This window comes from Phytoactinopolyspora mesophila, from assembly GCF_010122465.1.
In the GTDB taxonomy this organism is placed as follows: domain Bacteria; phylum Actinomycetota; class Actinomycetes; order Jiangellales; family Jiangellaceae; genus Phytoactinopolyspora; species Phytoactinopolyspora mesophila.
The window spans coordinates 83,280-109,359 of sequence record NZ_WLZY01000006.1 but is presented as its reverse complement, the minus strand read 5'-3'; the positions used below and the strand labels follow the sequence as shown (position 1 = coordinate 109,359).

Genomic DNA, 26,080 nt, shown 5'->3' with positions numbered 1-26,080 from the left:
GTCAGGCCCGCACTCGAGGTACGGCACGCCCCTGATGCAGGAACTGTGCCCGGCCATCGTCGTCGAAATCCACGAACGCGGTCGGCAAGAACATGCCGTACACACGTTCCCGGGCAACGAACGTGTCCGAACGCAACCTGACGATCTCGACTCGTTGTTCCTGTTGCCCGGCGTCCGCGAGGACACCCTTCGGGGTCATGGTCTGCCACAGCCGGCCGTCGCCGTCGGCGTCGACCTCGTACACGGCGACGTCGGAGGCATAACGGCCCACGTACCGCTCGGGCTCAGTTACCGGCTCAGGTTCGGCCGGCGGGGCCAACGGCGTTGGGACGCTCACGCCCGCCAGATCACTCAGCACGCGGCCGGCAACCTCGAAGAACACCGGCATCGGATTACCACCGTTGGTCAGCAACGCGACCGCCACGCCGGCTTCGGGAACGATCCGCAAGAACGCCGACTGCCCGATTGTGCCACCGTCGTGACCGATCACGGTCCCGCCTGGCCAGTCGAAGATCTCCCAGCCAAGCCCCCACGCGTCCCCCAGGATTCCCAGGTACGGAAGGTCCACCTGTCGCTCGCGCATCGCAGCCACGGAGGCTCCGGAGATGATCTGGTTCCCGTCTGGCGATACGCCGCCGGACAGATGCATCTGTGCGAAACGGACCAAGTCGGCAGCGCTCATACTCAGCAACGAGCCGGCCGGAGCGTTCGACGCGGCCAATGACCACACCGGAGCGGGTACGGGCTCGGCCCCCGGCTCGGGTTCGATGTGGCCGAGGGCGGCTCGGTGCATGATGGCCTCGTAGGCGTCGGCGGCACAGTGCTCCAGGCCCAGGGGACCGATTAAGTGATCACGCAGCGCCTGGCCATACGGCTTACCTCGCAGGACCTCGACGACTCTGCCCAGTACGACGTAGCCGGCGTTGTTGTACGAGAAGCGCTGGCCAGGCGGGAACAACTGCTGCACACCGGTGATCACGTCGAGGTACTTCTCCACGGCGTCGTCGCCACGCCCGGTCTCGGTGAAGATGTCACCCTCGAAGCCGCTCACATGGCAGGTGAGCTGCCGGACGGTGATACGGGCGCTCGCTTCCTCGTCCGCCACGCGGAACTGGGGTACGTATGCCCGGACCGGCGCGTCGAGGTCGATAGCTCCTTCGTCGACCAGCTGCATGATCAAGCTGGTGGTCCACACCTTGGTGATGGAACCGATCTGGAACACGGCATCGGTTGTGGTCTCGACGCCCGTGCGTCGGTTCACCACCCCGGCGGCCGCTTCAGCGATGTTCCCGCCGGACAGCACCGCCACTGCCGCCCCCGGTACCTGGTTTTCGGCGATCAGCTCGGCCAGCCGGCCCGGAAGCCAGTCGCGGATCTCATGGAGCTGCCCCATGGTCCCCTCCTCCTCATCGGAAAGCACCAACGTAGGGGCCGTGGCCGCGCGCCGATTCGTCTCAGACGATGAACCGGCGGTCGCGAAGTTGTGCAACGGTCCAGCAGCGTCGGATCGCTGACCGGACGCCGTCAGGCGCCGAGAAGGCGATGAAGCAAGCCGACGACGACGCTGGTGCGGACCGGCATGTGTTCGAGCACCACGTGTTCACCCGGCGCGTGGGCGTTTCCGCCTACCGCGCCCAAGCCGTCCAGCGTGGGCGTTCCAGCGCCGGCGGTGAGGTTGCCGTCCGAGCCGCCGCCGACATGTGCCCAGCCCAGCGGGTCAATACGCAGTTCGGCAGCCACCTCCTCGGCGAGGGCGTACAGGTCTGCCGAGGAGTCCGGCTCCAGCGGAGGATGTGCCGGACCAGCGACGACGTCCAGTCCCGCTCCGGCCAGCCGCGGCGTCAGGCCACGAATGGCCGCGTCGACGCGGCGGTGCTCGGCGACGCTGGGGACCCGGACATCCACCTTCACCGATGCCTCCGCCGGCACCGTGTTCGACGCTGTGCCGCCGGTCATCAGCGTGGGTGTCACCGTGGTGCCGTCCGGACCGGTGCCCAGCTCGGCCAGTGCGAGAATCTGGTGAGCCAGCTCCACCGAAGCGTTCACGCCCTGCCAGGGCTCGAGACCGGCATGCGCGGCTCGGCCGCGAACTCGCAGCTCGTAGAGGGCTATGCCTTTGCGTGCGGTCTTCAGCCGGCCGCCGTCCGCGCTTCCCTCCAGTACGAGTGCCGAGGCACATCGACGTGCCTCGTCCTGGATCAGCTCGCGTGACGTAGGCGCCCCCAGTTCCTCGTCACCACTGACCAGAACAGTCACACCTCGAGGCGACGGCAGCGACGCGAGCGCATGGAACATCTGCACCAGGCCCGCTTTCATGTCGAAGCATCCCGGACCGTAGGCGAGGCCGCCGGCGACGCGCCACGGATGCTTGTCCAGCGATCCCAGCGGCCAGACCGTGTCGTGATGACCGAGCAGCAGCACCTGGTCCCCGGCGCCGAAGCGCCACCGGAGGTGTGTACAGCCGCCCAGCTCGATCCGTTCCGGTTCGGCACCGGTCAGCCGCGAACCCAGCTCCGCCACGACGTCCGCGCTGCGGGCGATCGCCGCCAGGTCCGCGGAGGGCGATTCACAGGTGACCAGCCGACGAAGATCCTCGGCCATCGCTCCCACGGTGGTCATCAGCCGATCTTGTCATGGCAGGCAGGGAGGTGTCTTTGGCCAGTTGTCCAACGATCGGGACGAAGCGTGATCGCGATGCCTCATCTCTATGTGCGCACCCCAAGCCAGCGGTCTCTTTACCTCGCCCGCGACGCCAGCAACACGCACGACACGCCGGTGACCTGCTATTCTTCTATGAATTCCGCCACACTCGATCTAAGGCAGCCGACCTATCGCCGACACGTACGCAGGCCCGCGACCCGAAGCAGCGCCCGTTTCCGCTGCTTCAAGATCGCCGCAGAGTGTGGTGGTAGCGAGCGACACTCAACGCGCTTCCCGTCGTCGCCGTCTCCGGCTGGTGTACCGCGTGGCCGGGATCTCGGCGTTGATAGCCATCATGGTGGTCGGTGGCGTCCTGGTGCTCCCCGAGGCGCTGCCCAACCTGCTGGAAGGAATGCGCCGGCAACCGTTCGCGCCACTCATCGCGGCGGGCTTCTGGGCGGCTGCCACAGCTGCGTCGATCACCGGCAAACGACTCATCGCAGCCGGCCACCTCGGGTGGACAGGCACAACGACCGCGCACATCACCGGAACCGTCGCCAACCGGCTGATCCCCGCCGGAGTAGGGGCGGCCGGAGCGTTCGTCGCGGCACTCAGGCGCGCAGGCGCGTCGAACACGATGGCCGCCGGCGCGGTCGCCATGTGGTCGGCCGGTGGCTGCGTGGCCTACGCAGGCGGGCTGTTGCTCAGCCTGGCCTGGCTCTGGGGAGGCGGGTCACTTCTGGTGGTCGCCATCGCGATGGTGGTGCTGATGATCGTCACCGGCCCCAATCTGGCGCGTCGAGCCGGGAGCGCTATTCGCGGCCTTCCCGTGTGGGCCCGGGCCTCTCGCGGCGCTGGCAGCCAGCCCAGGACCGGCATGGGGCGAGTCCTACGAGATCGGATGTACCGCGTGGCATGCGCTGCCCGCGAGATCGCCTCGTCGGTACGTGCCCGGCCGAAGGTCGCAGTGGGCGTGGTGGTCACACAGATCCTCGCCATGCTGAGCATGGCGGCAGGGTTCGCCATGGTGACGGCCAGCTTCGGACTTCCGGTGACGATAGCCGTCGGCATGGCCGCCTACGTGGCCGGCACCGCACTGGCGGCCACCACACCTACCCCCGCGGGCATCGGCTCGGCGGAGGCCACACTGGTCGGCGCGCTCGTCGTGGTCGGTGTGGCCGCCAGCGACGCACTACCCGCGGTGTTGTTGTTCCGTGCGGTGGTCCTGCTGGCGCCGGTGGTCATTGCCGTGATTCTCGCGACCGTGTGGCCGGCCGCGCACAAGATCGCACACGGCCGGCGTCCGGCCTGAGCGGAGCGGGCTCAGGCGACCTTCGGCGTAGCGCGCGCACCGAAATGCATGTAGGGCCGGCCGTCGTCGAGCGTGTAGAAGGTCACCGGCGTCCACGTTTCGGCGCCGGGCTGACGCAGCACGAACAGGTCCTCGCGCACCGGCACCAGGTCGTACTCCTTGACCTCCTCGTCGAGACCGAGGGAGGTCTGGTCAACCGTCATGCGCATCCGCGGACCATCCGAGCCGGCGAAGACGTCCATGGTCACCAGCGTGCGCTTGTAGGTGCCCAAGTACGGCGTGATGTCCACCGGCACGGGGTCCGCCGGAGGCGCCAGCGGTGTGACCATCTCCACCCCGGCGAGGTCCCGGAAAACCTCACGCACCAGCGACTCATACAGGTCGCGGGTATGGCCGCCGTTGGTGAGTAGCGTCACCGCCAGCCCGGCTTCGGGAAGGATGCGCAGGAACGCCGACTGCCCGATCGTGTTGCCGTCGTGACCGACCAGCCGGGTGCCGTTCCAATCGAGCCGGAACCAGCTCAAGCCCCAGGAGTCGGCCACTGTGTACGGATCAGGCAGGTTGACTTCGTTGGCCTGCATCGATGCGACCGATTCCGCCGCCAGGACCCGGGTCCCGTCGGCAGCCAGACCGCCCGACAAGTGCATCCGGGCGAAGGCAAGCACATCGCCCACGGTGGAGGCGATGAGCCCGGCGGGTCCACCCGAGCGCGGCAGACCCCATACTGGCGCCCGCCTAGGCGCCTCATCCCCTTGGTGCACGTGTCCTACGGCGCTTCGGTGCAACAGGGCATCCTCGGGCAGCGTCACGGTGTGGTCGAGGCCTAGCGGCGTGTACAGCAGGTCTTTCATCGCCGCGTCCCAGACCTGCCCGGTGAGCTTCTCGATCACCCGGCCGGCAAGGGTGAAGCCAGCGTTGCAGTAGGACCAGGTAGCACTGAGCGGATGGTTGTGCTGAAGGCTGCTGAGCGCGTCTACGTAGCGTTCCAGGCATTCGTCACCCCGTCCGGTGTCGTGGAAGAAGTCACCGTCGATCCCGCTGGTGTGGGTCAGCAGATGCCGCATGGTGACCTTCGCGGTCACGTCGGCATCCACCAGTCGCAGTTCAGGCAGGTACGTCACCACGGGTTCGTCGAGATCCAGCTTCCCGGCGTCTGCCAGCGCCATGACGGCTGACGCCGTCCAGACCTTCGTGATCGAGCCGATCTGGAACAGCGTGTCGGTGGTGACCTCGATACCCGTGTCGACGTTGGTGACCCCATAGGCCACCTCCACCGTGTGCTCACCGCTGGCGATCCCCAGGGTCGCACCGGGGACCTTGTACTTCTCCGCGAGTTCGGCGAGCCGGTGCTGCCAGTGGTCGCGGTCGAGAGGGGCAGCGGTCATCAGACTCTCCTTCACGGTATGACGGGTGACCCAGTCGACGAGTCGCTGGGAATAGTCGAGACGGTGAGACGGGCGGCCTTCGAGGATGAACAGGTGCGACGCTTCGGGGTAGAGCACCAGCTCGGACGGCACACCGCGGTTGCGCAGCGCCGCGAACCACAGCTCGGCCTGCCCGACCGGACAGCGATCGTCAGCGAGTCCATGCAGGATCAACGTCGGGGTGCTGACCTGGGACACGTAGGTGTAGGGCGATTGCCCGGCGAGCCGGTCGGGATCGCGATACGGCAGCGAGCCCAGTTCGAGGTCGATGAACAGCGGGCCGACGTCAGACGTGCCCGCCATGCTGGCCAGGTCGGAGACCACCCCGGCGGCTACCGCGGCGGCGAATCGATCGGTCTGGGCGGTGAGCCAGCACGTCATGTAGCCGCCGTAGCTGTATCCGGACAGCGCCAGCCGGTCCGGATCGGCGATTCCATCGGTGACGAGTTGCTCGACAGGTTCGAGGAAGTCCCGCTGATCGCCGACACCCCAGGCCCCGACCGCGGCGGTGAAGAACGCTTCGCCGTATCCGTCGCTCCCCCTCGGATTCAGCAGCAGCACCGACCACCCCCTGGCGGCCAGCAGTTGTTGGTAGGCATGCCCCGGATCCGGCGCCGGGCTCCATGCGTTGTGCGGGCCACCGTGGACGTCCACCAGCAACGGTCCCGGCGCCGGCGCGCCGGGATCACGGATCAGCCACCCGTGCACCTCGGTGCCGTCGGAGACCATGAACACCCGCTCCTCGGGCGTGATCAGGTCTAGTTCAACGGTCATGTGCGCCGTGACCACTGTTTCGTCACCGGCGTCCAAGTCGACGACGGACACCTCGCCGTACGTGTCCCGGGATGCCACGATGACCGCTACCCGGTCAGCATCCGACGCCACGGAGAGACCGGACACGACCCGGCCGGCGTCGCCGACGAGCAACCGCGGCGCGCCGCCGGTCAGCTCGACCATGTAGACGTGGGTACAGCCCCGATCCTGCACACAGAAGACCACCCTGCGCCCGTCGGCACTGATCTGCGGCAACCCGCCGGGGTAGCCGGGCCCACCCGGCATCACGTTGCGGTCCAGGCCGGCTGCCAGGTCGACGACGGGGCCGCCGTCCAGTGGCACGCGCAACAGCATGTTGTGCCCCACGCTCACATCCTGGCGGCCGACCACGAGCAGGTGATCACCATCGGGTGTCCACGTCACCGGGCCGGCCAGACCGTCGTAGTCCCCCGCCCGTACCGGAACCGGGTCCGCCGCCTCAACGTCGATCACGTACACGGCGGACACCCCGGTGCGATCGGCGTCGGCACTCTTCGCGGCCGGAAACGCCAGCCGTGTTCCGTCCGGCGACCACTCGGGCGGGCCCGCGTGCCAGTCACCCCGGGTGAGCTGCCGGGTCTGGTCCGTTGCGACATCGACGACGTGCACGTGCTGCCGGGCTCCGCGGAGCAGCCCGGCACCGTCACTGCGATAACCCAGGCGGTCAGCGACTATCGGCGCCGAAGCACGCCGAGTCCGCGCGTCGTCGTCCTCGCCGGGTCCCGCCCAGGTGTCGACGGCTGCGGTGAAAGCGATCCTGGTGCCGTCCGGGCTCCATACCGGGGCACCGGCGCCGCCGGGCAGGCTGGTCAGCTGCCGTGGCTCGCCGCCGTCAGCCGCCAGCAACCAGACCTGCGAGGGGCCACCGGCGGCCCGCAGGAACGCGATGGTCTGGCCGTCCGGCGACCACGTGGGCGACGAATCCGCTGCTCCGTACGTCAGCTGCCGCGGCTGGGCCGTGGCGGCGGTGACCCGCCACAGTGCCGCCCGGTTCTCGTCGGCGTCCAGGTCCGCGGTCCGAAGCACGTAGACGACGGTGCTTCCGTCCGGGGAGATGGCCGGCTGCGCCGGGATCTCCAGCGCGAACAGGTCCTCCTCTCTCATGCGGCGTTTCATGGTGCCTCCAGGTGTGTGGCCAGGATGTCTTGCCCGGCGAAGTGACACGCGGCGCGGTGCGGACGCATCTGCGCACCGGTGTGTGGGTCTTCGTCAGCGCAGATCGTGCGCGACGGAAGAATCAACGGTCCGTACGGGCACCGGCGGTGGAACGCACAGCCCGGCGGCGGTTCGTGGGGCGACGGTGGATCTTGATCGAGTGCGGCGTTGTCGGCCGGCACGGCGTCGTCGAGCGACGTGCCGATCCGGGGCGCGGCGTCCAGTAGCGTTCTGGTGTAAGGGTGTCGCGGCGCGTTGAGCACGTCGCTGGCCGGACCGGCCTCCACGATGCGGCCGAGGTACATCACCGCGATGATGTCGCTGACATAACGCACCACCGCCAGGTTGTGCGAGATGAACAGGATGCTCAGGCCGAGCCGACGCTGCAGATCACGGACCAGGTTGAGTACGGCTCCCTGGACGGAGACATCGAGCGCCGAGGTGATCTCGTCGGCCAGGATCACCTCCGGCTCGGCGGCCAGTGCCCGGGCCAGCGCCACCCGCTGGCGCTGGCCACCCGAGAGTCCCGAGGGAAGAGAGGACGCCCGTGCCGGATCGAGATCGACCAGCTCGAGGAGTCTGGCGAGCTCGGCGCGCCGCTCCTTGCGGCTGCGCCGCTCCGGGATCGCCTCCGCTATGGAGTCACCGATGGTCATCCTGGGGTCGAGCGAGGAGTACGGATCTTGGAAGACCATCTGCAGCTTCCGCCTGGTGCGGGAGCGGTCCAAGACGGCGCCATCGAGCAGGACCTGCCCGCCGGCCATGGGCGCCAGGCCGACAGCGGCTTTGGCCAGGGTCGATTTTCCGGAGCCCGATTCACCCACCAGGCCCACGATGGACCCGGCTGGCACTTTGAGGCTGACGCCGTCGACGGCCGTCACGGCGGCCGGTCCGGTTCCGAAGCGCACGGTCAGGTCGCGGAATTCCAGCTCTCTCATGCCTTACCCCCTGCGCTGGTCCCACCGGCGGGCTCCAGCGAACTCAGCTGCGGATGCCAGCAGGCCGCACGCTGGCCCGCGGACACCGGGGCGAGCGCCGGGAGCCGGCGACAGGCGTCGTCGGCCAATTCACACCGGGGCGCGAAAGCACACCCAGGCGGGCGGGCACCGGGATCCGGGGGCCGGCCGGAGATGGTCACCAGTGGTTGCTCCCGGTCACTGGTCATGTCCGGTACTGCTCCGAGCAGCGCCCGGGTATAGGGATGGGCGGCGGCCGAAAGCCGCGACACTGGTAGCTCCTCGACGACGCGGCCGGCGTACATGACGACGATCCGCTCGCACATCTGCGATACGACGGCGATGTCGTGCGAGATGAGCACGACGGCAGCGCCGGTCTCCTCCTGCACTTCCCGCAACAACCGGAGCACTTGGCGCTGGACCGTGACATCAAGCGCCGTGGTGGGCTCGTCGGCGATGATCAGCTTGGGCGAACTCATCAAACCCATCCCGACCATGGCCCGCTGGCGCATCCCGCCGGAGTACTCGTGCGGGTATTGCCGGGCCCGCCGCTCCGGACTGGGAATACGCACCTTGCCAAGCCGGTCCACCGCCCGGGCGAAGCCCTCCCGGCGCGCTGCCCCCTCATGGATCCGGGTGACTTCGGCCAGCTGCCAGCCGATGCGCATCGACGGGTTGAACGACGTCATCGGGTCCTGGAAGACCATGGCCAGAGAGGTCCCGAGAAGCTTGCCTACCTCGGGGTCGGAGCGGCCCAAGAGCGAGGTGCCCGAGAATTCGAGCCGGTCGGCGCTGACGGTTGCGGTCTCCGGCGCCAGGCGGGCAACGGCCAACGCGGTGAGACTCTTCCCGCTGCCGGACTCACCCACGATTCCCACGGTCTCGCCGCGATGCACGGTGAGGTCCACACCGTCCACGGGGTAGGTGGATCCACTAGCCGACGAGAAGCCCACCCGGAGCCCCTTCGCTACGAGCACGGCGTCGCCGGTGTCCTCGTCAACCGCTCCGGGTACCGCAGGCATTTTGCCCGCCCCCGCCCGCGCCGGTTCCGTCCGCAGCCCCACCACCTTGGCGATCGACTCACCGAACAAGGTGAACGCCAGCCCGGCGACGACGACGGCCACCCCAGGTGCCAGTGATGCCGCTGCGTTGAGGTAGATCCGGTCGAGGCCTTCGCCGAGCAGCCGGCCCCAGTCGTAGGCGGGCGCCTGCACGCCGAGGCCGAGGAAGGACAGCCCGGCGAAGGCCAGCAGAGCGCCGCCGGCCATCAATGCGGCGTTCACCACGAGTGGCTCGCCCACGTTCGGCAGGAGATGCCGGAAGATCAGCCGCAGTCGCCCGACACCGGCAATACGCGCCGCCGAGACGTAATCCCGTCCGGCCACCGCGGCGATGTTCGTCTGCACGAGCCGGCCGAACGCGGGAGCACCCGCGATGCCGATGGCCAGCACCGCACCCTTGGCCCCGATGCCGAAGATGACCGCGAAGAACAACGCCAGCAGCAACGCCGGGAAAGCCACAGCGAGGTTCACGAACGCCACGGCCAGTCGCCCGGCTCGGCGCCCGAGCACGGCGGGCAGCACGCCCAGCACCAGGCCGATCGACACCGCGATCGCGGTGGATGCCAGCGCCAGTCCCAGCGACGTCCGGGTGGCCACCAGGACGCGCAACGCGATGTCCCGGCCGAGTCCGTCAGTACCCAGCAAGTACTCAGACGACGGCCCCTGTGACAACGCCGCCGGGTTGGTCTCGTCCGCCGCGTCGCCCCAGATGATCGGCGCCACCACGGCCAGCACCGCCAGCAGAGACAACAACGCCGCCGCAACCGCGCCGACGGGGCTGCGCAGCGCGTTCAGCCATTGCCGCCGTCCCATGTCACGCCTCCCTGATCGTCGAACGCGGATCGACGACGGCCAGCATGAGGTCGACAACGAGGTTGACCAGCAGCACGGTCCCGCCATACACGAGCACGGCGCCCTGGACCAGCGGGTAGTCCTTGGCCAGGATCGACTGCACGATGGTCATTCCCATCCCTGGCCACGCGAAGACGTTCTCGACCAGCACCGTCCCCACCACCATCGAGCTGAGCAGTAGGCCGCTAATGGTCAGCGTGGACGTCAAGGCGTTCGGGAACGCGTGCCGGAAGTAGACCCGCCATCGGGGCAGCCGCTTGGCCCGCGCGGTCCGGACGAAGTCTTGTTCCAGCACCGCGAGCGCCTCAACACGCACGATGCGGGCCATGACCAGCGCCGGCCCCACCGACAGTGCGATGACTGGCAGCACGTAGCTGACCGGTCCCCCACGCCCGGCCACCGGCAGCCAGCCAAGGGTGACCCCGAAGACGAAGATCAACCCCACCGCGAGAAGGAACTCCGGGATCGCCGCCAGGGTCGCGCTGGTCGAGGTGAAGCCCAGCTCGACACCGCGTCGCCGCCCGCCCCTGGTCAACACGGCCATGAACAGGCCCAGCGGAATCGATAGCATCATGATGACGACGAACGCCATCAGCCCGAGCGAGGCCGACGCCGGCAACCGCTGGGCGATCGTGTCGTACACCGGGATCCCAGAGGTCATCGATATTCCGAGGTCGCCGCTGAACAGCGACGTCACGTAGGTCCAGTACTGCACGACGAGCGGGTCGTTCAGGCCCAGTGCCTCCCGCCGGGCCTCGACCAGCTCCGCCGGTGCGGTCAGCCCCAGGGCTCCGCGCACTGGGTCCCCCGGCACCAGGTGGATCATCAAGAACGCGAGGGTCACCAAGAGAGCGAGCGACACGAGCAGCCTGAGCACCCGGCGAGTCAGGAACAGCACCCACGGGTTGCGTACCCGCGTGAACGGTCTGCGCGCCGTGACTACCGATACCGCGGGCGAGGCGGTCATGGCACCACGCGGATGGTCGGCGCCACGATCCCGTCCGAACCCCGCTCCAGCGTGACCCCCTGCAGGAAGGTCGGAATCGTCTCGTCGGCGAAGAGCAGGACGTCGTGTGCGTCGAACAGGGCCTGTTCGGCTTGCCGCCACAGCTCACAGCTCTGCTCGCCCGGCAGCGTCATCGCCTCGGCCACCGCGGATTCGTAGGCGTCGTTCTCCAGGTGGGCAAGGTTCACCCCGTCGGGCGGCACCGTGCCCGAGAAGAACGGAACGAGCTGGCTCGGCAACCGTACGTTGATCGGCAGCAGCGCAGCGTCCCACGCTCCGGTGCTGAAGATGACCTCGTTGTACTCGGTCGGCGGCATCCCCCTCGGGGTGACACCCGCCCCGACGTCGCCCCATTTCTGGGCGATCAGCTCGGCTGCCGACGCCGTCGTGTCGCCACGCGTGCTGTTGTAGACCAGTTCGATGGACAGGCGCTGCCCGTCCTTGGCCCGCACACCGCTCGCGTCCAGCTCCCAGCCCGCCGCGTCGAGCGCGGCGTCCGCGGCGGCCGGATCGGCTGCCGGCAGGTTGCCATCCACCGCGTCGTAGTCGCAGGCCACCGGGTCGATCGCGGCGACAGCTCGCGACCGCTCACCAAATCCCCCGGTGATCACCGCCGTGAGCTCCGAGTAGTCAAGCGCCTGTGCCAGGGCGGCCCGCACCTCTGGATCGGCGCCGGGACGCCCGTCGGCCTGATTGAAGAACAGCTCACCCACCGTGCCCCGGGCCGCTACCTGTTCGTATTCCTCCTCGAGCCGCTGCCGGTCGGCGCCGGTAGCGGTGACCGCGTCCAGCTCACCGGAGAGGAAGAGGTTGACCGCGGTCGACTCGTTCTCGATGACGCGCAGGGTGATGGTCTCCACCGTCCCCTCGTCTGCCGCCGAGATCTCGCCAGGACCCCAGCTGAACTCGTCCCGGCGCCGGAGGATGTAGCGGTCGTCCGGCACCGCTTCGGTGAGCTCGTACATGCCGGAGCCGACCCCGCCGGCCGTGAGTAGATCGGGATCGTCGAGTCCGGCCCGGCAGGCGATGAACAACTCTCCGGTGCTGTGGAAGAGGAACGGGTCCGGCTCATCGATGCTCAGCGTCACCGTCCTGGATTCGTCGTCGGCGGAGATGTTCATCTCGGCCGGGACCAGAACCCCGCGCACCGGTGAACCGTTGTCCGGATCGACGATGAACTCGAAGTTGGCCGCTACGTCGCTCGCCGTCAGGGGCGAACCATCCGAGCAGGTCACGCCCGCCCGAATGGTGTAGGTAACAGTGTCCGGCTCGACTTCCCACGACTCGGCCAGCCAGGGCAGTTGTTCACCGTCCATGGAGAAGTAGACCAGCTTGTCATACATGTATGCCGCCACCCCACGGGTCGCGGCCAGCGTGGTCATGTGCGGATGCAGATCACCGGGATCGGCCGGGATCGACGTGGTGAACGTCGTGTTCCGGGCCTCATCCGACTCGGCGCTGCCGTCGTCGCCGCCCGGTCCACACGCTACGCGAAACAACATGGCCGATCCGGCTACCGCGATGGTTGGACCCATACGCATGGTGGCTCCCTCGCGAACGGTTGGTTTCCGCTCAGCCTCGCCCGGATGGGTGCCACGAGTCTTTGGTGAATCAGACAACTCGTCGGCGCAGACCTCGTCAGAGTGTCCTATCCGCCGCTCGCTCAGCCCTTCAGCACCCGGCCGGCCCGGTTACCGCTGAACTCGCCGTCGACCACTACCGGGGTTCCCTCGAGAAGTACGGCTTGAATGCCGTCCGGAGTGATGTCCGGCTGGACATACGAGCCACGGTGACCGATCCGTGCCGGATCGAAAACGGTGATGTCAGCGTGGCAACCGGGCAACAGGACGCCACGCCCGGCGAGCCCGAACTGGCGTGCGATCAGCGACGTCGCCTTCCGTATCGCCTCTTCCCAGCTCAGGACCTTCTCGTCCCGTACGTAGGTGCCGAGCAGCCAGGGGAAGCACCCGTAGGTACGGGGATGCTGCAGCCCGACCGGCGGACCGTTGTCGGACCCGACACCGACCAGTGGGCTGGTCATGATCTCCCGGACGTCGTCCTCCACCATCATCTCGAGCACGATGGCCGCCGCGGGATCGGCAACCAGCAGGTCACACAAGGTATCGAACGGGTCCGCCGGGCCGGCAACCTCGGCAAGGGTGCGTCCCACTACGGCGGTGTCAGCGTGGGTGGTGACGATGACTTTCGCCGCTTCGGTGCTGGCCCACATGCCGTCGCCGGGGTTGCCTCGCTCAGCGGCTTTCCGCAGTTGAGCACGTTGGAGCGGATCGGACAGCCGGGCTTTCATCGCGCCGCCCCCGCCCGCCGCGGCGGCGTTCGGCAGGAGGGCCAGCATCACCGTGCCGCCGGCCAGGTACGGGTACTGATCGCCGACCACATCGACGCCATCGAGCCGGGCGCGCTCGATTCGCTCCAGCAACGCCCTGGCCTTGCCATGTGCCGGCAGCCCCGCCGCCTTGCAATGCGAGATCTGCAGCCGGATGCCACCGGCCTGGGCGATGGCCACGGCTTCGTCGATCGCGTCTTCGAGAAAGCGTCCCTCGTCACGCATGTGCGTGGCGTAGATCCGGCCGTACACACCCGCGACCCGCGCGATCTGTTCCACTTCGGCGCGGTCGGCAAAACACCCCGGCGGGTAGATCAGCCCCGTTGAGAAGCCGACGGCGCCGGCCTCGAAGGCCTCCGCGGCCAGATCGCGCATCGTCTCGACGGCGCCCGGGCGGAGCTCCTCATCGGCGCCGTTAGCACTCAACCGCAACGTGTGGTGTCCCACCAGGTACGCCATGTGATTGGTCGGCCCGTCGCGCTGGGCTGTGTCCAGGAACTCGGCGAACGAGCCGACCGGCACCTCGACGCCCCCGGCCAGCTCTCCGAACATCTCGCGCACCACCACCGCCGAGTCAGGGGTCAGCGGAGCGAAACTGAACCCACAGTTGCCGGCGATCTCTGTGGTCACCCCCTGGAACAGCTTGAACGGCTGAGGCTCGTCCATACCCGGCACCAGGTCGCTGTGCGAGTGCGCGTCGATGAACCCCGGCGTGACGTACAGTCCGTCGCAGTCGATCTCCCTGGCGCCGGCGGCTTCGACAGCACCGATGTCGCGCACCTTGCCGCCCTCGACGAGAACGTCGCCGCGGCGTCCGGGTGTACCCAGGCCGTCGAACACAGTGCCGCCACGCAAAACCAGCCGGTCTGTCATAGATGCCAGCTCCTCTCCGGTATCGCCTCAGGCACACCGTATGGGCCGCCGAAGCCAGAGGGTTCGTCGGCTCCGACGACACCTGGACCGCCGGCGTCGTGCGATCGTCCAGGTTCGCTCCGATCACCCTGTCCATCGCGACGAAGCCAATGCGGTTGACTTCTGACTTAACTGCATAATTGTCAGCGCTGAACTAGCCGGCCGGATGCCGGTCAAGCATGGGAGGTTGGCATGTACGTCGCTACGATCACCATCTACCTGGTGATCATCGTGGCCATCGGCGTCTACTTCAGGCGATACATCAGTGGAGTCGAAGACTTCGCTCTGGCTGGTCGTAGCCTCGGCTTGCCCGTCCTGGTCGGCACCTTGTTCGCCTCCTACATCGGTGGCGCCACTGTCGTGGGCTGGACCGGGAGCTTCTACGCGATGGGGGCGGCTTGGTGGTTCAGCGGGATCGGCGGCGTGCTCGGTATCGTCTTCGCCACGGTGGTGATGGCCGAACGCAGCCGCAAGTTGCGGCAGTTCACCGTTCCGGACCTGCTGGCCATCCGCTACGACAACTCCACCCGCTATGTCAGTGCGGTGATGATCATCATCGGGGACATCGCGATCGTCACCGTCCAGATCCTGGCGATCGCCGGGATCCTCACCACCTTCACCGACCTCACTCGGGTGCCCGCCATGGTCATCGGCGTCGTAGCGTTCACGCTGATCTCCCTGTTCGGCGGGATGAAGGGGGTCGCCTTCACCGACAGCCTGCAGGCGTTGCTGATCTTCGGTGGCCTGCTGGCGGGGGTCATCCTGCTCTTCAACAACCACGGCGGCTTCGGCATTCTCGGCGCGGACACGCCCGACGGCTATTTCCAGCCCTTCACCAACACCGACGGACTCGGTGCCTTCAATATGGCCATCGCCGTCTTCGGCACCACCGCCGTCTCGCAGGCGATCATCTTCAATCGGGTGTTCTCCGCCCGCGACGAACGGGTGGCGAAGAAGGCACTCACCCTCCTCATTCCGCTGGCGCTGGCCGGATACTGCATGGTTGCTCTTCTCGGCTGGGGCGGACAGGCCGTGCTCGGCCCGGATGTGCTGCCCGACGACGTCTTCGCCACGGTGGTCACCGAGCTGATGCCTGCCGTCGTAGGCGCACTGCTACTAGCGACCGTGGCCGCGGCCATCGTCACGTCCACCAATTCGATCCTGCTCAGCGCCAGCATCAACCTCACCCGCGACCTCTACCGGCAGCTGATCCGCCGCGATGCGTCCACCATCGAGCTGCGCAAGGTGGGCCAGGCGGCCGTCGTCGTGTTCGCCCTGCTGAGCTTCGGCCTCGCCGTCGCCATGCCGGACATCGTCACCGCCGTCGTCTTCGCCTACACGATGTATGCCGCGGCACTTCTGGTCCCTCTGTACGCCGGGTACCTGTGGCGCGGCGCCACCGCGGCGGCCGGAACCGCCAGCGTCGTCACCGGGGGCGGCACCGCGCTGATCTGGTATCAGCTCGACGACCCGCTGGGCCTGCCACCCATGGTGCCCGCGCTGGTGCTCTCGCTGGCCGTAATGGTCGTCGTCAGCGCGTTCACCCGCAAGCCGAGCGAACAACAGCTGTCGGTGTTCGACGCCTAGCGCGCCAGGCTCAGGCCGACTTCTCCCGGCGATCACGGCGACGCTGCGGCGCTTCTCTGGGGACCAGGGTGGGCAGCACGTTCTGCAGCACCACGTCGCGGTCGATCACGACACGCCCCACGTCCTCACGGCTGGGGACCTCGTACATGACGTCGAGGAGCACTTCCTCGACCACCGCGCGGGTGCCCCGCGCGCCGGTGCCGCGTAGCAACGCCTGGTCCGCGACCGCGGCGATGGCTTCGGGGGTGAACTCGAGCTCGATGTTGTCCGCGATCTGGAACGTGCGCTTGTACTGCTTGATCAGCGCGTTGCGCGGCTCGGACAGGATCCGGATGAGCGCCTCGCGATCAAGCGGGTTGACCGTGGTCAGCACCGGCAGCCGGCCGATGAACTCCGGAATCAAGCCGAACTTCAGCAGGTCGTCAGGCATGACCTGGCCGAGGATCTCGTTCGTGGAGTTGTCGTCGTTGCCGCTCATGTCAGCCGCGAAGCCGAGCCCGCGGCGGCCTACCCGCTGCTGAATGATGTCTTCCAGGCCGGCGAATGCGCCACCGACGATGAACAGCACGTTGCTGGTGTCGATCTGGATGAACTCTTGATGGGGGTGCTTGCGCCCGCCCTGCGGCGGCACGCTGGCGGTGGTGCCCTCGAGGATCTTCAGCAGTGCCTGCTGGACACCTTCACCGGAGACGTCCCGGGTGATCGACGGGTTCTCGCTCTTGCGGGCGATCTTGTCGATCTCGTCGATGTAGATGATGCCGGTCTCGGCCTTCTTGACGTCGTAGTCCGCCGCCTGAATCAGCTTCAGCAGAATGTTCTCGACGTCTTCACCGACGTAGCCGGCCTCGGTGAGCGCGGTGGCGTCGGCAATGGCGAACGGCACGTTGAGCATCTTGGCCAGAGTCTGAGCCAGATACGTCTTTCCGCAGCCGGTGGGGCCGACCAGCAGGATGTTGGACTTGGCGAGTTCGACGGCCTCTTCTTTGTCCGACGTGCGCATCGCGCCCGACTGCTTGGCCTGCACCCGCTTGTAGTGGTTGTAGACGGCCACGGACAGCGCCTTCTTGGCTGACTCCTGGCCGATGACGTACTGCTCGAGGAACTCGTAGATCTCACGCGGCTTCGGCAAGCTCGACAGGCCACCGGCCTCGGGGTTCTCGCTGAGCTCTTCCTCGATGATCTCATTGCACAGGTCGATGCACTCGTCGCAGATGTACACCCCAGGCCCTGCGATGAGCTTCTTGACCTGCTTCTGGCTCTTGCCGCAGAAAGAGCACTTGAGCAGATGGTCGGCGTCGCCGATGCGTGCCACGCGGTTCGTCCTTCCGTCTCAGGTGCCGTCTTGCCCGCCTACCGCGAACGAGTCGCGTGCGCGTCCTTCGACGGTACATCCTTTCCCGGCCATGTGGCACCCAACCCTACCTATCGGGCGCGTCGCGTTCGGGATCGAACCCGCCCGGGACCGGCTCGGCGGGCAACATGCCCACCCGAGCCCGGATCCCGGGCCGGGATCGATGTCGGCGCACCCGGACATATCTTCTACTTCGTCAGACTGGCCTTGCGTGACGCCGTGAAGTTGTCGACCAACCCGTAGTCGATGGCCTCCTGCGTCGTGAGGATCATGTCACGCTCGACATCCGAGCGGACCTCCTCGGGGGTCTTGTTCGAGTGCTTCGAGATCATCTGCTCCATCAGCGTCCGCATCCGCTGGATCTCGTTGGCCTGGATTTCGATGTCGCTGGCCTGGCCGAAAATGGCCTCGCCAACGGCCGGCTGGTGGATCAGCACCCTCGCGTTGGGCACCGCCAGCCGCTTGCCAGGCGCGCCGGCTGCCAGCAGCACGGCGGCCGCCGAGGCCGCCTGCCCCATGCAGACCGTACGGACGTCGGGCTTGATGAACTGCATCGTGTCATAGATGGTCGTCATCGCCGTGAACGAACCGCCGGGCGAGTTGATGTAGATCTCGATGTCACGATCCGGGTCCATGGACTCCAGGCAGATCAGCTGGGCCATGACCGCGTTCGCGACGTCGTCGGACACGGGAGTGCCCAGGAAGATGATTCGCTCCTCGAACAGCTTCGCGTACGGGTCGATACGTCGGAAACCGTAGGAGGTGCGCTCCTCCCATTGCGGGATGTAGTAGTTCATCGCGGAAGTCTCTTTCGTCTCGGTGGGCGCGGAGGCAGCTCAGGAACCGTTGCTCGGGAGCTCGGAAACACTGGTGATCACCTGGTCCACGAAGCCGTACTCGCGGGCCTGGTCGGCGGTGAAGTACCGGTCCCGGTCGGAGTCGCGCTCGATCTCCTCGGTGGTGCGGCCGGTGTGCTGAGCGATCAGCCGTGCCATCTCACGCTTGGTGCTCAACAGCGACTCGGCGTGGATCATGATGTCGCTGGCCGTGCCTCCCACGCCGCCGGACGGCTGGTGCATCAGGATCTTGGCGTGCTGCAGCGCGTAGCGCTTGCCGGGAGCGCCTGCACACAGCAGGAACTGGCCCATCGAAGCCGCGAAGCCCATCGCGAAGGTGGCGACGTCGGGCTTGATGTACTGCATGGTGTCGTAGATGGCCATGCCGGCCCAGACGGAACCGCCAGGAGAGTTGATGTAGAGGTGGATATCCCGGCTCGGGTCCTCCGCTGCTAGCAGGAGCAGCTGGGCACAGATCGCGTTGGCGTTCTGGTCACGCACCTCGGACCCGAGGAAGATGATGCGTTCACGAAGCAACCGGTTGTAGATGTGATCGTCCAGGCCCATGTTCGCCGGAGACGGCGAGTGGGCCTGGGGGGCAGAGACGGAACCAGGCGTCTCGAGACGTGGGTTCACCGTGCAACTCCTCAAGGCTCTCGAAGATGGTGGTCATAGGTTGTCGCTGGCAATTGTCTCGATCGATGCCGGCCTTGCCCGCCCCGGAGTCGCTCCGGATGAGCCACAGGTCGACGTCGATGCTCTGACACTAACCAACCAGAGCTCGTCCACCATCCACGGAACGCCCCTGTTCGCTGTCGGCGTGCGCCGCTGTGTCACCTGATCTCCGATTTGTCACTTGATCGTCCGCCTGATGGCGATCAGGTGTGCGGATGTGACGAGATCCGGCCGTGCCTGTCATCTGACCACGCACCGGATACCCGGCGAATGATCAGGCGCCGAAACGCAGATCAGGTGGCGAAGCCAGCCGCGCCCATGACGGATCCGGCACAACTGCCAGACCAGGCCAAGGCGGGGTCAGCTTCACCACCTGATCATTCAGAAATCAGCGCTCGCAACGACGCAAGGCTCAGGACTTCGACTCGTCCTGCTCTTCGTCGCCGTCCGCGGCCGCAGTCTCTTCGCCGGCCTCGTCGGCGTCGGCCGACTCGTCCAGCTCGGCGAACTCGACCGACGACACATCGGCGGCCGGGGCGCCCTCGACGTCCTCGCCCTCTTCGGCCAGCGAGCCGTCCTCGAGCAACCGGTCAAGCTCTACCGCCTGTCCAGATGCGTCGGTGATGGACGCCTTCTCAACAACGAGGGCGAGCGCCTTGCCGCGGCGCACGTCGGCCATCGCCGACGGCAGTTCCCCGCTCTCGACAAGTCGTTGCGCCAGCTGGTTCGGGTCCATCCGGCGCTGCATCGCCTGCTGGACGACGTACGAGGTCAGCTCTTCTTGCGAGACCTCGACCTCTTCGCTCTTGACGAGCTCGTCGAGCACGAACTGCTGGACGAGGTTCTGCCGGAACTGCTCCTCGAACTCCGAACGGTGATCGTCGTCGCCGTGGCCGTCACTGAAGTGCTGCTCGACCTGGGCCTGGACGATCTCGTCGGGCACCGGGATCTCCCCGGACTTCTCGATCAGCGCCTCGAGGACCTTGTTGCGGGCCTCCGTGGCCTGCTCGATGCGGGCCGCCCGCAGCGCCTGCTCACGCAGGTCTTCCTTGAGTTCGTCCAGCGTGTCGAACTCACTGGCCAGCTGGGCGAAATCGTCGTCGAGCTCGGGCAGCTGCTGCTCCTTGACCGCGGTAACAGTCACCTCGACGTCGACTTCCTCGCCCTCGTGGGTGCCCACCAGGGTGGTTCGGAACGTCGTCGTATCGCCGGCCGAGAGCCCAGTGACAGCCTCATCGAGGCCATCGATCATGCCGCCCTTGCCGATCTGGTACGACACGCCGGTGGCCTGCCCACCCTCGACCGGCTCACCGTCAGCGGTGGCGTTGAGATCGATCTGCACGAAGTCGCCGTCCGCGGCAGCACGCTCGACACCCACCAAGGTGCCGAACCGCTCACGCAGCGACCCGAGACGCTCGTCGACGTCCTCGTCGGTCACCTCGAGGTCGTCGACCTGGATCTCAAGGCCTTCCCACTCGGGCAGCTCGATCTTCGGCTTGACCGCGACCTCAGCGGTGAACTTCAGCTCTTCGCCGTCGTTGAGTTCCGAGACGTCGAGTTCGGGCTGCCCGATGGGCTGCAGCTCGTTCTCGCGGATCGCATCGCCGTAGAGCTTGGGAATGGCGTCGTTGATGGCCTCTTCGAGCACCACCGGGCGGCCCACGAACTGGTCGATAGCCAGCGGCGGCACCTTTCCCTTGCGGAAGCCAGGGATACTCACCTGGCCGCCGATGCGCTTATAAGCTGACTTGATGTTCGGCTCAAGTTCGGTGAATGGAACTTCCACCGCGAGCCGGACCCGCGTCGGGTTGAGGGTCTCGACGACGCTCTTCACGCTGACGTGTCTCCTGTGATGGGTGGCCTATGTCTAGGTGGCTTGTGTCACGGCCACGGCGGCGGGCTCCGTGAACCGGAACCCACCACCATATCCGCTGGCTGGTCGGGGCGACAGGACTCGAACCTGCGATCTCCTGCTCCCAAAGCAGGCGCGCTAGCCACTACGCTACGCCCCGGGCGCCCGGACAAGTCTACGGCAGAACACGGTATAGTCTTTACCGCGGGGCCACGAGCCCCACGCGGGTGTAGCTCAATGGTAGAGCCCCAGCCTTCCAAGCTGGTTGTGCCGGTTCAATCCCGGTCACCCGCTCCACGCACGAAGGCCCAGGTCAGGCGGAGTTTTCGCCGAGCCTGGGCCTTCATCGTCTCACCTCCTCTCAACCCCTCGTGCCCGTCACGTGCCCGATCGAGCACCGACGAGCGGCGGACCTTCGTCGTCACCTTCGCCAGTGTCAGCGGCCCCAATACCGGCGATCAACGAATCCAGACCGGCCGCGATGGCGCGGTCCCGGTCGCTGGTGGCGTGCTGATAGATCAGCGCCGCTCGTGCGCTGGAGTGACCCAGCCGTTGCATCAGCTCACGCAGGCTCGCTCCGGTACTAGCCGCCAATGTGGCACCGGAATGCCGCAGGTCATGAAAGTGAAGTTCGGGCAGGCCGACTTCATGAGTCGCCCGACGCCAGATCCGATGGAAGTTCGTCCGGCTTGGCGTAGCGCCCTTCGGACCGAGGAACACACGCCCGTCCGGCCCAGGCTCCGCGAACACCCGCAGGTGCCACCGCATCTCGGGCACGATCGCCTCAGGAACTGCAACCCGGCGCCGACCCGCCCAACTCTTGGGCGATGTCACCACGGGCGCACCCGAGATCTGTTGAACCGACCGGCTGATCTGGATAATGCGGCCGTCCAGGTCGATGTCACTACGGCGCAGGCCCAGCAGCTCGCCCCATCTCATCGTTCCGAACGCCGCAAGGAGAACCAGCAACCGATACCGAGGCTGGATCGCGTCTGCCAAAGCGAACACGTCGGTCAGACTCGCGGTAGATCGTTCCGGGCTCGGCTCGTGTCCCGCACCCGTGATCTGGCACGGGTTACGCCGGATCAGGCCGTCCCGCACGGCCGTGTTCATGATCGCGCTCAGCAGCCGGTACGACTTGGCCACCGTCACTGCACCCGTGCCCGCGTCGAGCCGGTCCTTCCGCCACGTCCGCACCCGTCCCGGTGTGATCTCCAGCAGCCCGAACGAGCCAAGGTCTGGCGCAACGTGGATCCGGAACAGCGTCTCGTAGAGGGCCACAGTGCGCGGCTTCAAGTTCGGCCGCTCAGCGATCCACGCCTTCCCGTAGTCCGCCAGCGCAACCATGCCGGATTCGGGGTCGATCCAGTCACCACGCCGGATCTCGGCTTCCTTCTCCGTCAGCCACACGTTCGCATCGGTCTTCGTTGCGAAGGTAGATGGTGCCGGGTGGTCCAGTCCGTCCGGCCCCAAATAGCGCGCCTGATAGCGCCCGGATGGCAGCTTCCGCACCCGCCCGAACCGTCGTTTCGCCTTCGCCATCACGCCGCCCGCCGACACGACCGGCGAGGCTCTACTGTGCCCGCCTCCACCATCTGGACCAGCGACGACGCAGGTATCCGCACATGTCGGCCGATCTTGACGAACCGGATACGGCGCTCTGCAATCAGTCGCCGTGGAAACCGAGTTGTGGTCCCCAGCAGCTCGGCGGCTTGAGCCACGGTGAGTAGACGTTCCATGGTCGGTTCCTTTCGATCATGCCGCTGTGGCGGCTCCGGGGATGGTTGCCGAAAGATTCGGGTCGGGTGGTCCGGCGCGTTGTTTGGCCTGTTCGTATTGCTCGCGCCAGGCCTGTCTTCGGTTGATGGCGTGGGCGATGAGCCGCAGATACGACGGCGCGTCTGCCTCGCCGGGGCGGACGGGTGACCAGACGTAGCGGGGTAGGCCGTCTGCTCGGGTGGCGGTTGCCGAAAACTCGCCATGGTCGTCCATATCGATACCGGCGTCTTCCAAGACAGTCCGGACAATGGCGGCCCGGTCCGCTTTGTGCTCGGTTAGCGTCTTGCCGGTCCATTTCCGGGAGACGAGGACGCGGCGGCCGCCGAGGCCGAGGTGGTCCCGGTCGTGTGCTTTGGACCGGCACAGCCCCGGTACCTGCCCGGGTCGGGTGTTCTTCGGTTGCACGCCGAAGCGGAGCCAGTGCGCACACGTCGGGGCACACGGTAGCCAACGCACTTCGTCGGCGATCCGATCGATATGTGCTTGCCGGGCCGCCGAGACTTCGCCATCGTCGTTGAGGTCGTCGGCGATGTTCTTGGTCAGGTATTTGGTGAGGTAGCCGACGCGTCGGTCGGCGGCGGGGGTTCCGGCGAGGATGCCTTGCATGTCGATCTGGGTACCGAACCGGACCACGTGCGCCGGTTCGGCGTCGGGGTGGGCGTCGAGTTGGTCGAGGGCTTCGTCCCAGGTCGGCAACGAGGCCCCGGTGTCGGGATCGACGTAGCCGCACGCGTGCTCGTCCCAGACCGGTAGCCGGTCCACGTAGGCCGGCTCATCGAAGGAGGGCCACCAGAGTTGGTGGTAGGTCGCGGTGACGACTTGCCGGATCAGGGCACGTGGGAAGGTGCCCCGGACGGCGGCGTGCAGGTGCGGGGCGAGTCGTCGTTGTGGTTCGACGGTGGCGAAGTATTGCACCGGGACACCGGTGGCGCGGCGTAGGTTCTGCCAGAACCGGTCGATGAGTTTCGGGAAGTGCAGCGCATCCAACGCCGCTTGCCGGTAGTCATACGAGCCTGGATCGACGGGAACGCCTTCACGGGTCACCCGCCCATAGGACGGCATCGTCAACGTGAGGAACATCGACGGCCGGTAGGTCTTGCCGTCCGGGGTGTCGAAGCTGCGGCCGAGAGTCGTGTGCTGCTTCGGCGGACGTGGCAGGTCGTCGGCGTCATCGCGGCGGCGGGTGGAGCGGACCCGACGCACCCCACCTTCCCCCGCCCCATCGCCGTCGCCCTCGCCTTGGTCCTCGTCGGTGTCGTCGTCGTCCTGGCTTTCGTCGTTGTCGGTGGTGGGTTCTTCGCTGAGGTGCCACCCTTCCCGGCATTGCTGCATGCGCAGTCTCCGCGCGCGGTCGGCGCAGGACGGGCACACTTGTTCGCGGGTGGCTCCGCACGGGATGAGCACCGTGCGGGTGTCACCGGTCTCAGTGTCGGTGAGTTTGGACAGGATCGGGCGCACACACACCTTCTCGGCGACGGCGAGCCCGCGTATGGTGTCGTCGTCCAGGGTCGGCGTGGTCATGGGGTCACGCTCCGAGGGAGGCGACGGCGGCGGGGCCGGTGAGACCGAGTTCGCTGGCGAGGGTGTCGATGAGTGACCAGTCCGGGTCATCGCAGTGAAGCCCACCGTCGGCGGTCTTGGTCGCGACGATCTCCGCGAGGGTCATGGCGGTGATCGCCTTGTTACGGGTGAGCTGTTGCTCGGGTAGCCAGGACACTTCCCAGTCGTGCCCGTGGACACGGCGAGCGTGGTGCGTGCTCGCGCGGCTGATCATGTGGTCGTGGTCGATGTGGATGCTCATCACGCCGCCTCCGCTTCTGTCGAGACAGCCCGCACCACCGGGCCACCGGATGCCCTGGCGGTGGACCGGTGGGGTGCGAAGCGTTCACACAGGGTGGTGATGTCGTCGTCGGCGAGGTAGGCCGCGCGGACTCGGATGGGTTCGGCGCGCCCATCTACGGCGACGTACCCGACACCTGGGGTGTGTTCGGGTATGCGTTCGCAGTGGGCGCCGCGGTGGTGGGTGCCGTCGCCGAGGACCATGTCCACCTGATCGGCCTCGGTCATGCGTAGCGCGATGCGGGTGGGGAACAGATCGCGCATGTTCACGATCTCTTTACGTGGGTCTTGCACCGCCGCGAGCACGCACAGCCCGGCCGCGCGGCCTTGGGACAGCACCACCGACAGGGCCGACGCGAGGCGTTTCGTCAACGCCCGGTCGCGCATGTATGCGGTGAGGAACGCCAGTTCGTCGATGATGAGCAGCACGAACGGATCACGTGTGGTCGGGGTGTGTTGGCGGGTGTGTCCGCGCATGGCATCGGCGCGAGTCCGGATCAACCCCGCCGCCTCCTCGATGAGCTGGACCATCGCTTCGGGTTCGTGGGCGAAGCGAGCAAACATGCCCGCGCCGGGGGCCAGTTCGATGCCGCCTTTCGGGTCAACCGCCCACACCTGCACCCACCCGTCCCGGATCGCCGGGGCCACGGCGCAGATGGTGGACCAGATCACCGACCCCTTCCCCGAGTTGGTCGCACCAGCAACGAGGACATGGGTGCCGGGCAGGCCCAACTGCCACGGGGCACCGGTGTCGGTGGTACCGAGGGTCAGCGCATCGAGCGCTACCGGGTCATCCGGCTCCAACGGCGGTACCGGCTCGTGTAGCGCGTCGGCGTGAACGAACCGCAACCACAGCACCCCCGGCTTGTCTTCTTCGACCCGGCAGGCGAGCGCCCCGAAGGTGGCGGCGAGCGCGTCCGCGCGGGCGGCGAAGTCGTCGCTGGTCTGTCCGGGGAGCAGTTTCACCCGGACGTGATCGGTGTGCGGATCACAGCGCACGGTGATCACGTGGGGGGCGTACTGCTTCGCGCCCCACCCTTTCGCCAGGCCGCACATGTGCATCGCCGACGACCAGCCCCGGGAGTAGACGCGCCAGCGTCGCCACCAGGCACGCACCTGGTGCACCACGAACCGTTCGAAGCTGTCCGGAGCACGCCAGTACCAGACCACCAGTCCCGCGATCAGGGTCAGGGTGAGGACAGTGAACGCCACGCCGTGGAAGAACAGCAGCCACAGCCCGACCACGATGGTCGGGGTCGCGACCGGGTGGCGCCACAGCAGCACGAACGGTACCGCTGCGAGCATGAACACGAGCTTGACCACCGAGATGATCAGCGGGTCGTCATCACCGGGACGGCGTGGGGTGTAGTACTCATCCCCGTGCGCCGGGTCGTTGGCGTAGTGGGCACCCATCACGACCGCCCCCTCTCCGAACCGGTGGAACGTCGGCCGGCTCGGACTGGGCGGGTCGATGGTTCGGCGCAATCAGCGCACCACTCGCCGGGCTCGGTGACGGTCAGGGCGTGGCAGCCGGCACAGGGAAACAACAGCCCCGGCCTTGTGACGCCGTTGCTGACACCAAAGGTGAACAGCGGCTCAGTCCACGTCTGCTCGTGGTGGTGGTGGGTAGGGTTGGACATGCCGATCCCTCCAAGCTGGGGGTGTTGGAAGGCGCGGGGATCA

General features: G+C 67.2%; 20 protein-coding genes and 2 tRNA genes. 4 read left to right on the top strand and 18 right to left on the bottom strand.

Translation table 11 applies throughout. The features are described from left to right. Position 1: 1 nt before the first annotated feature. Both F7O44_RS17670 and F7O44_RS17665 read right to left on the bottom strand, forming a co-directional pair. The gene (locus F7O44_RS17670; protein WP_162451607.1) at positions 2 to 1,393 is read right to left on the bottom strand and encodes a serine hydrolase domain-containing protein; all 1,392 of its coding nucleotides are present in this window, start codon (positions 1,391 to 1,393) and stop codon (positions 2 to 4) included. A gap of 131 nt (positions 1,394 to 1,524) precedes the next feature. Continuing rightward, complete coding sequence (locus tag F7O44_RS17665; protein ID WP_222851456.1) at positions 1,525 to 2,619, bottom strand: M20 family metallopeptidase; 1,095 nt, start codon at positions 2,617 to 2,619, stop codon at positions 1,525 to 1,527. Positions 2,620 to 2,905: 286 nt separating this feature from the next. Here F7O44_RS17665 and F7O44_RS17660 point away from each other — a divergent pair, with 286 nt between their 5' ends. After that, positions 2,906 to 3,952 (top strand): lysylphosphatidylglycerol synthase domain-containing protein, encoded by a 1,047-nt coding sequence (locus F7O44_RS17660; protein WP_222851455.1) that lies wholly within the window; start codon positions 2,906 to 2,908, stop codon positions 3,950 to 3,952. An 11-nt stretch (positions 3,953 to 3,963) separates the two neighbouring features. Here F7O44_RS17660 and F7O44_RS17655 read toward each other — a convergent pair whose 3' ends face one another. The 6 genes from F7O44_RS17655 to F7O44_RS17630 all read right to left on the bottom strand — a co-directional run bounded on the left by F7O44_RS17655 (position 3,964) and on the right by F7O44_RS17630 (position 14,439). Then, the gene (locus tag F7O44_RS17655) at positions 3,964 to 7,305 is read right to left on the bottom strand and encodes a serine hydrolase (RefSeq protein WP_162451605.1); all 3,342 of its coding nucleotides are present in this window, start codon (positions 7,303 to 7,305) and stop codon (positions 3,964 to 3,966) included. Then, entirely contained in the window at positions 7,302 to 8,282 is a 981-nt protein-coding gene (locus F7O44_RS17650) for an ABC transporter ATP-binding protein (RefSeq protein ID WP_162451604.1), read from the bottom strand. Before F7O44_RS17650 ends, F7O44_RS17655 begins: the two co-directional genes overlap by 4 nt. After that, the gene (locus F7O44_RS17645) at positions 8,279 to 10,174 is read right to left on the bottom strand and encodes a dipeptide/oligopeptide/nickel ABC transporter permease/ATP-binding protein (RefSeq protein WP_162451603.1); all 1,896 of its coding nucleotides are present in this window, start codon (positions 10,172 to 10,174) and stop codon (positions 8,279 to 8,281) included. The genes F7O44_RS17650 and F7O44_RS17645 overlap by 4 nt, the downstream gene beginning before the upstream one ends. Position 10,175: 1 nt before the next feature. Continuing rightward, a complete protein-coding gene (locus F7O44_RS17640; protein ID WP_162451602.1) occupies positions 10,176 to 11,180 on the bottom strand; it encodes an ABC transporter permease in 1,005 nt (334 codons plus the stop codon). Further along, positions 11,177 to 12,760, bottom strand: a complete 1,584-nt coding sequence (locus tag F7O44_RS17635) for an ABC transporter substrate-binding protein (protein WP_162451601.1) — start codon at positions 12,758 to 12,760, stop codon at positions 11,177 to 11,179. The genes F7O44_RS17640 and F7O44_RS17635 overlap by 4 nt, the downstream gene beginning before the upstream one ends. Positions 12,761 to 12,882: 122 nt before the next feature. Then, positions 12,883 to 14,439, bottom strand: coding sequence for an N-acyl-D-amino-acid deacylase family protein (locus F7O44_RS17630; protein WP_162451600.1), 1,557 nt, complete (start codon positions 14,437 to 14,439; stop codon positions 12,883 to 12,885). A 231-nt stretch (positions 14,440 to 14,670) separates the two neighbouring features. Here F7O44_RS17630 and F7O44_RS17625 point away from each other — a divergent pair, with 231 nt between their 5' ends. Then, complete coding sequence (locus F7O44_RS17625; RefSeq protein ID WP_162451599.1) at positions 14,671 to 16,065, top strand: sodium:solute symporter family protein; 1,395 nt, start codon at positions 14,671 to 14,673, stop codon at positions 16,063 to 16,065. A 10-nt stretch (positions 16,066 to 16,075) separates the two neighbouring features. Here the strand turns inward: F7O44_RS17625 and clpX are convergent, their stop codons facing one another. From clpX to F7O44_RS17610, 3 genes are all read right to left on the bottom strand, one after another. Continuing rightward, complete coding sequence (gene clpX / locus F7O44_RS17620) at positions 16,076 to 17,377, bottom strand: ATP-dependent Clp protease ATP-binding subunit ClpX (protein ID WP_162451598.1); 1,302 nt, start codon at positions 17,375 to 17,377, stop codon at positions 16,076 to 16,078. A 227-nt stretch (positions 17,378 to 17,604) separates the two neighbouring features. After that, positions 17,605 to 18,213, bottom strand: coding sequence for an ATP-dependent Clp protease proteolytic subunit (locus tag F7O44_RS17615; RefSeq protein WP_162451597.1), 609 nt, complete (start codon positions 18,211 to 18,213; stop codon positions 17,605 to 17,607). Between the two features lie 39 nt (positions 18,214 to 18,252). Beyond that, complete coding sequence (locus F7O44_RS17610) at positions 18,253 to 18,888, bottom strand: ATP-dependent Clp protease proteolytic subunit (RefSeq protein WP_425501394.1); 636 nt, start codon at positions 18,886 to 18,888, stop codon at positions 18,253 to 18,255. A 1-nt stretch (position 18,889) separates the two neighbouring features. Between F7O44_RS17610 and F7O44_RS17605 the strand changes: the two genes are divergently transcribed. After that, on the top strand, positions 18,890 to 19,093 hold the full coding sequence (locus F7O44_RS17605) for a hypothetical protein (protein WP_162451596.1): 204 nt from the start codon (positions 18,890 to 18,892) through the stop codon (positions 19,091 to 19,093). Between the two features lie 246 nt (positions 19,094 to 19,339). Here the strand turns inward: F7O44_RS17605 and tig are convergent, their stop codons facing one another. Both tig and F7O44_RS17595 read right to left on the bottom strand, forming a co-directional pair. Beyond that, the gene (gene tig, locus F7O44_RS17600; RefSeq protein WP_162451595.1) at positions 19,340 to 20,761 is read right to left on the bottom strand and encodes a trigger factor; all 1,422 of its coding nucleotides are present in this window, start codon (positions 20,759 to 20,761) and stop codon (positions 19,340 to 19,342) included. A 102-nt stretch (positions 20,762 to 20,863) separates the two neighbouring features. Beyond that, a tRNA-Pro gene (locus tag F7O44_RS17595) sits at positions 20,864 to 20,939 on the bottom strand. 63 nt (positions 20,940 to 21,002) lie between these two features. Between F7O44_RS17595 and F7O44_RS17590 the strand changes: the two genes are divergently transcribed. After that, a tRNA-Gly gene (locus F7O44_RS17590) sits at positions 21,003 to 21,076 on the top strand. Positions 21,077 to 21,157: 81 nt separating this feature from the next. On the opposite strand, the gene F7O44_RS17585 is transcribed toward F7O44_RS17590, so the two are convergent. Genes F7O44_RS17585 through F7O44_RS17565 form a run of 5 tightly spaced genes read right to left on the bottom strand, consistent with a single transcriptional unit; the run spans position 21,158 to position 25,882 of the window. After that, on the bottom strand, positions 21,158 to 22,321 hold the full coding sequence (locus tag F7O44_RS17585; protein ID WP_162451843.1) for a site-specific integrase: 1,164 nt from the start codon (positions 22,319 to 22,321) through the stop codon (positions 21,158 to 21,160). Continuing rightward, complete coding sequence (locus F7O44_RS31970; RefSeq protein WP_162451594.1) at positions 22,321 to 22,518, bottom strand: excisionase family DNA-binding protein; 198 nt, start codon at positions 22,516 to 22,518, stop codon at positions 22,321 to 22,323. Before F7O44_RS31970 ends, F7O44_RS17585 begins: the two co-directional genes overlap by 1 nt. A 16-nt stretch (positions 22,519 to 22,534) precedes the next feature. Then, a complete protein-coding gene (locus tag F7O44_RS17575; RefSeq protein ID WP_162451593.1) occupies positions 22,535 to 24,079 on the bottom strand; it encodes a replication initiator in 1,545 nt (514 codons plus the stop codon). Between the two features lie 4 nt (positions 24,080 to 24,083). Further along, positions 24,084 to 24,359 (bottom strand): hypothetical protein, encoded by a 276-nt coding sequence (locus F7O44_RS17570; RefSeq protein ID WP_162451592.1) that lies wholly within the window; start codon positions 24,357 to 24,359, stop codon positions 24,084 to 24,086. Continuing rightward, positions 24,359 to 25,882, bottom strand: coding sequence for an FtsK/SpoIIIE domain-containing protein (locus F7O44_RS17565; protein WP_162451591.1), 1,524 nt, complete (start codon positions 25,880 to 25,882; stop codon positions 24,359 to 24,361). The genes F7O44_RS17570 and F7O44_RS17565 overlap by 1 nt, the downstream gene beginning before the upstream one ends. Positions 25,883 to 26,080: the final 198 nt, after the last annotated feature.

Coding starts and splice junctions, on each gene's coding strand:
- F7O44_RS17570 (WP_162451592.1), bottom strand. CDS start 24,359: ATGAGCATCCACATCGACCACGACCACATGATCAGCCGCGCGAGCACG.
- F7O44_RS17630 (WP_162451600.1), bottom strand. CDS start 14,439: ATGACAGACCGGCTGGTTTTGCGTGGCGGCACTGTGTTCGACGGCCTG.
- F7O44_RS17645 (WP_162451603.1), bottom strand. CDS start 10,174: ATGGGACGGCGGCAATGGCTGAACGCGCTGCGCAGCCCCGTCGGCGCG.
- F7O44_RS17625 (WP_162451599.1), top strand. CDS start 14,671: ATGTACGTCGCTACGATCACCATCTACCTGGTGATCATCGTGGCCATC.
- F7O44_RS17650 (WP_162451604.1), bottom strand. CDS start 8,282: ATGAGAGAGCTGGAATTCCGCGACCTGACCGTGCGCTTCGGAACCGGA.
- F7O44_RS17655 (WP_162451605.1), bottom strand. CDS start 7,305: ATGAAACGCCGCATGAGAGAGGAGGACCTGTTCGCGCTGGAGATCCCG.
- F7O44_RS17575 (WP_162451593.1), bottom strand. CDS start 24,079: ATGACCACGCCGACCCTGGACGACGACACCATACGCGGGCTCGCCGTC.
- F7O44_RS17670 (WP_162451607.1), bottom strand. CDS start 1,393: ATGGGGCAGCTCCATGAGATCCGCGACTGGCTTCCGGGCCGGCTGGCC.
- F7O44_RS17585 (WP_162451843.1), bottom strand. CDS start 22,321: ATGGCGAAGGCGAAACGACGGTTCGGGCGGGTGCGGAAGCTGCCATCC.
- F7O44_RS17615 (WP_162451597.1), bottom strand. CDS start 18,213: ATGAACTACTACATCCCGCAATGGGAGGAGCGCACCTCCTACGGTTTC.
- F7O44_RS17635 (WP_162451601.1), bottom strand. CDS start 12,760: ATGCGTATGGGTCCAACCATCGCGGTAGCCGGATCGGCCATGTTGTTT.
- F7O44_RS31970 (WP_162451594.1), bottom strand. CDS start 22,518: ATGGAACGTCTACTCACCGTGGCTCAAGCCGCCGAGCTGCTGGGGACC.
- F7O44_RS17640 (WP_162451602.1), bottom strand. CDS start 11,180: ATGACCGCCTCGCCCGCGGTATCGGTAGTCACGGCGCGCAGACCGTTC.
- F7O44_RS17665 (WP_222851456.1), bottom strand. CDS start 2,619: ATGACCACCGTGGGAGCGATGGCCGAGGATCTTCGTCGGCTGGTCACC.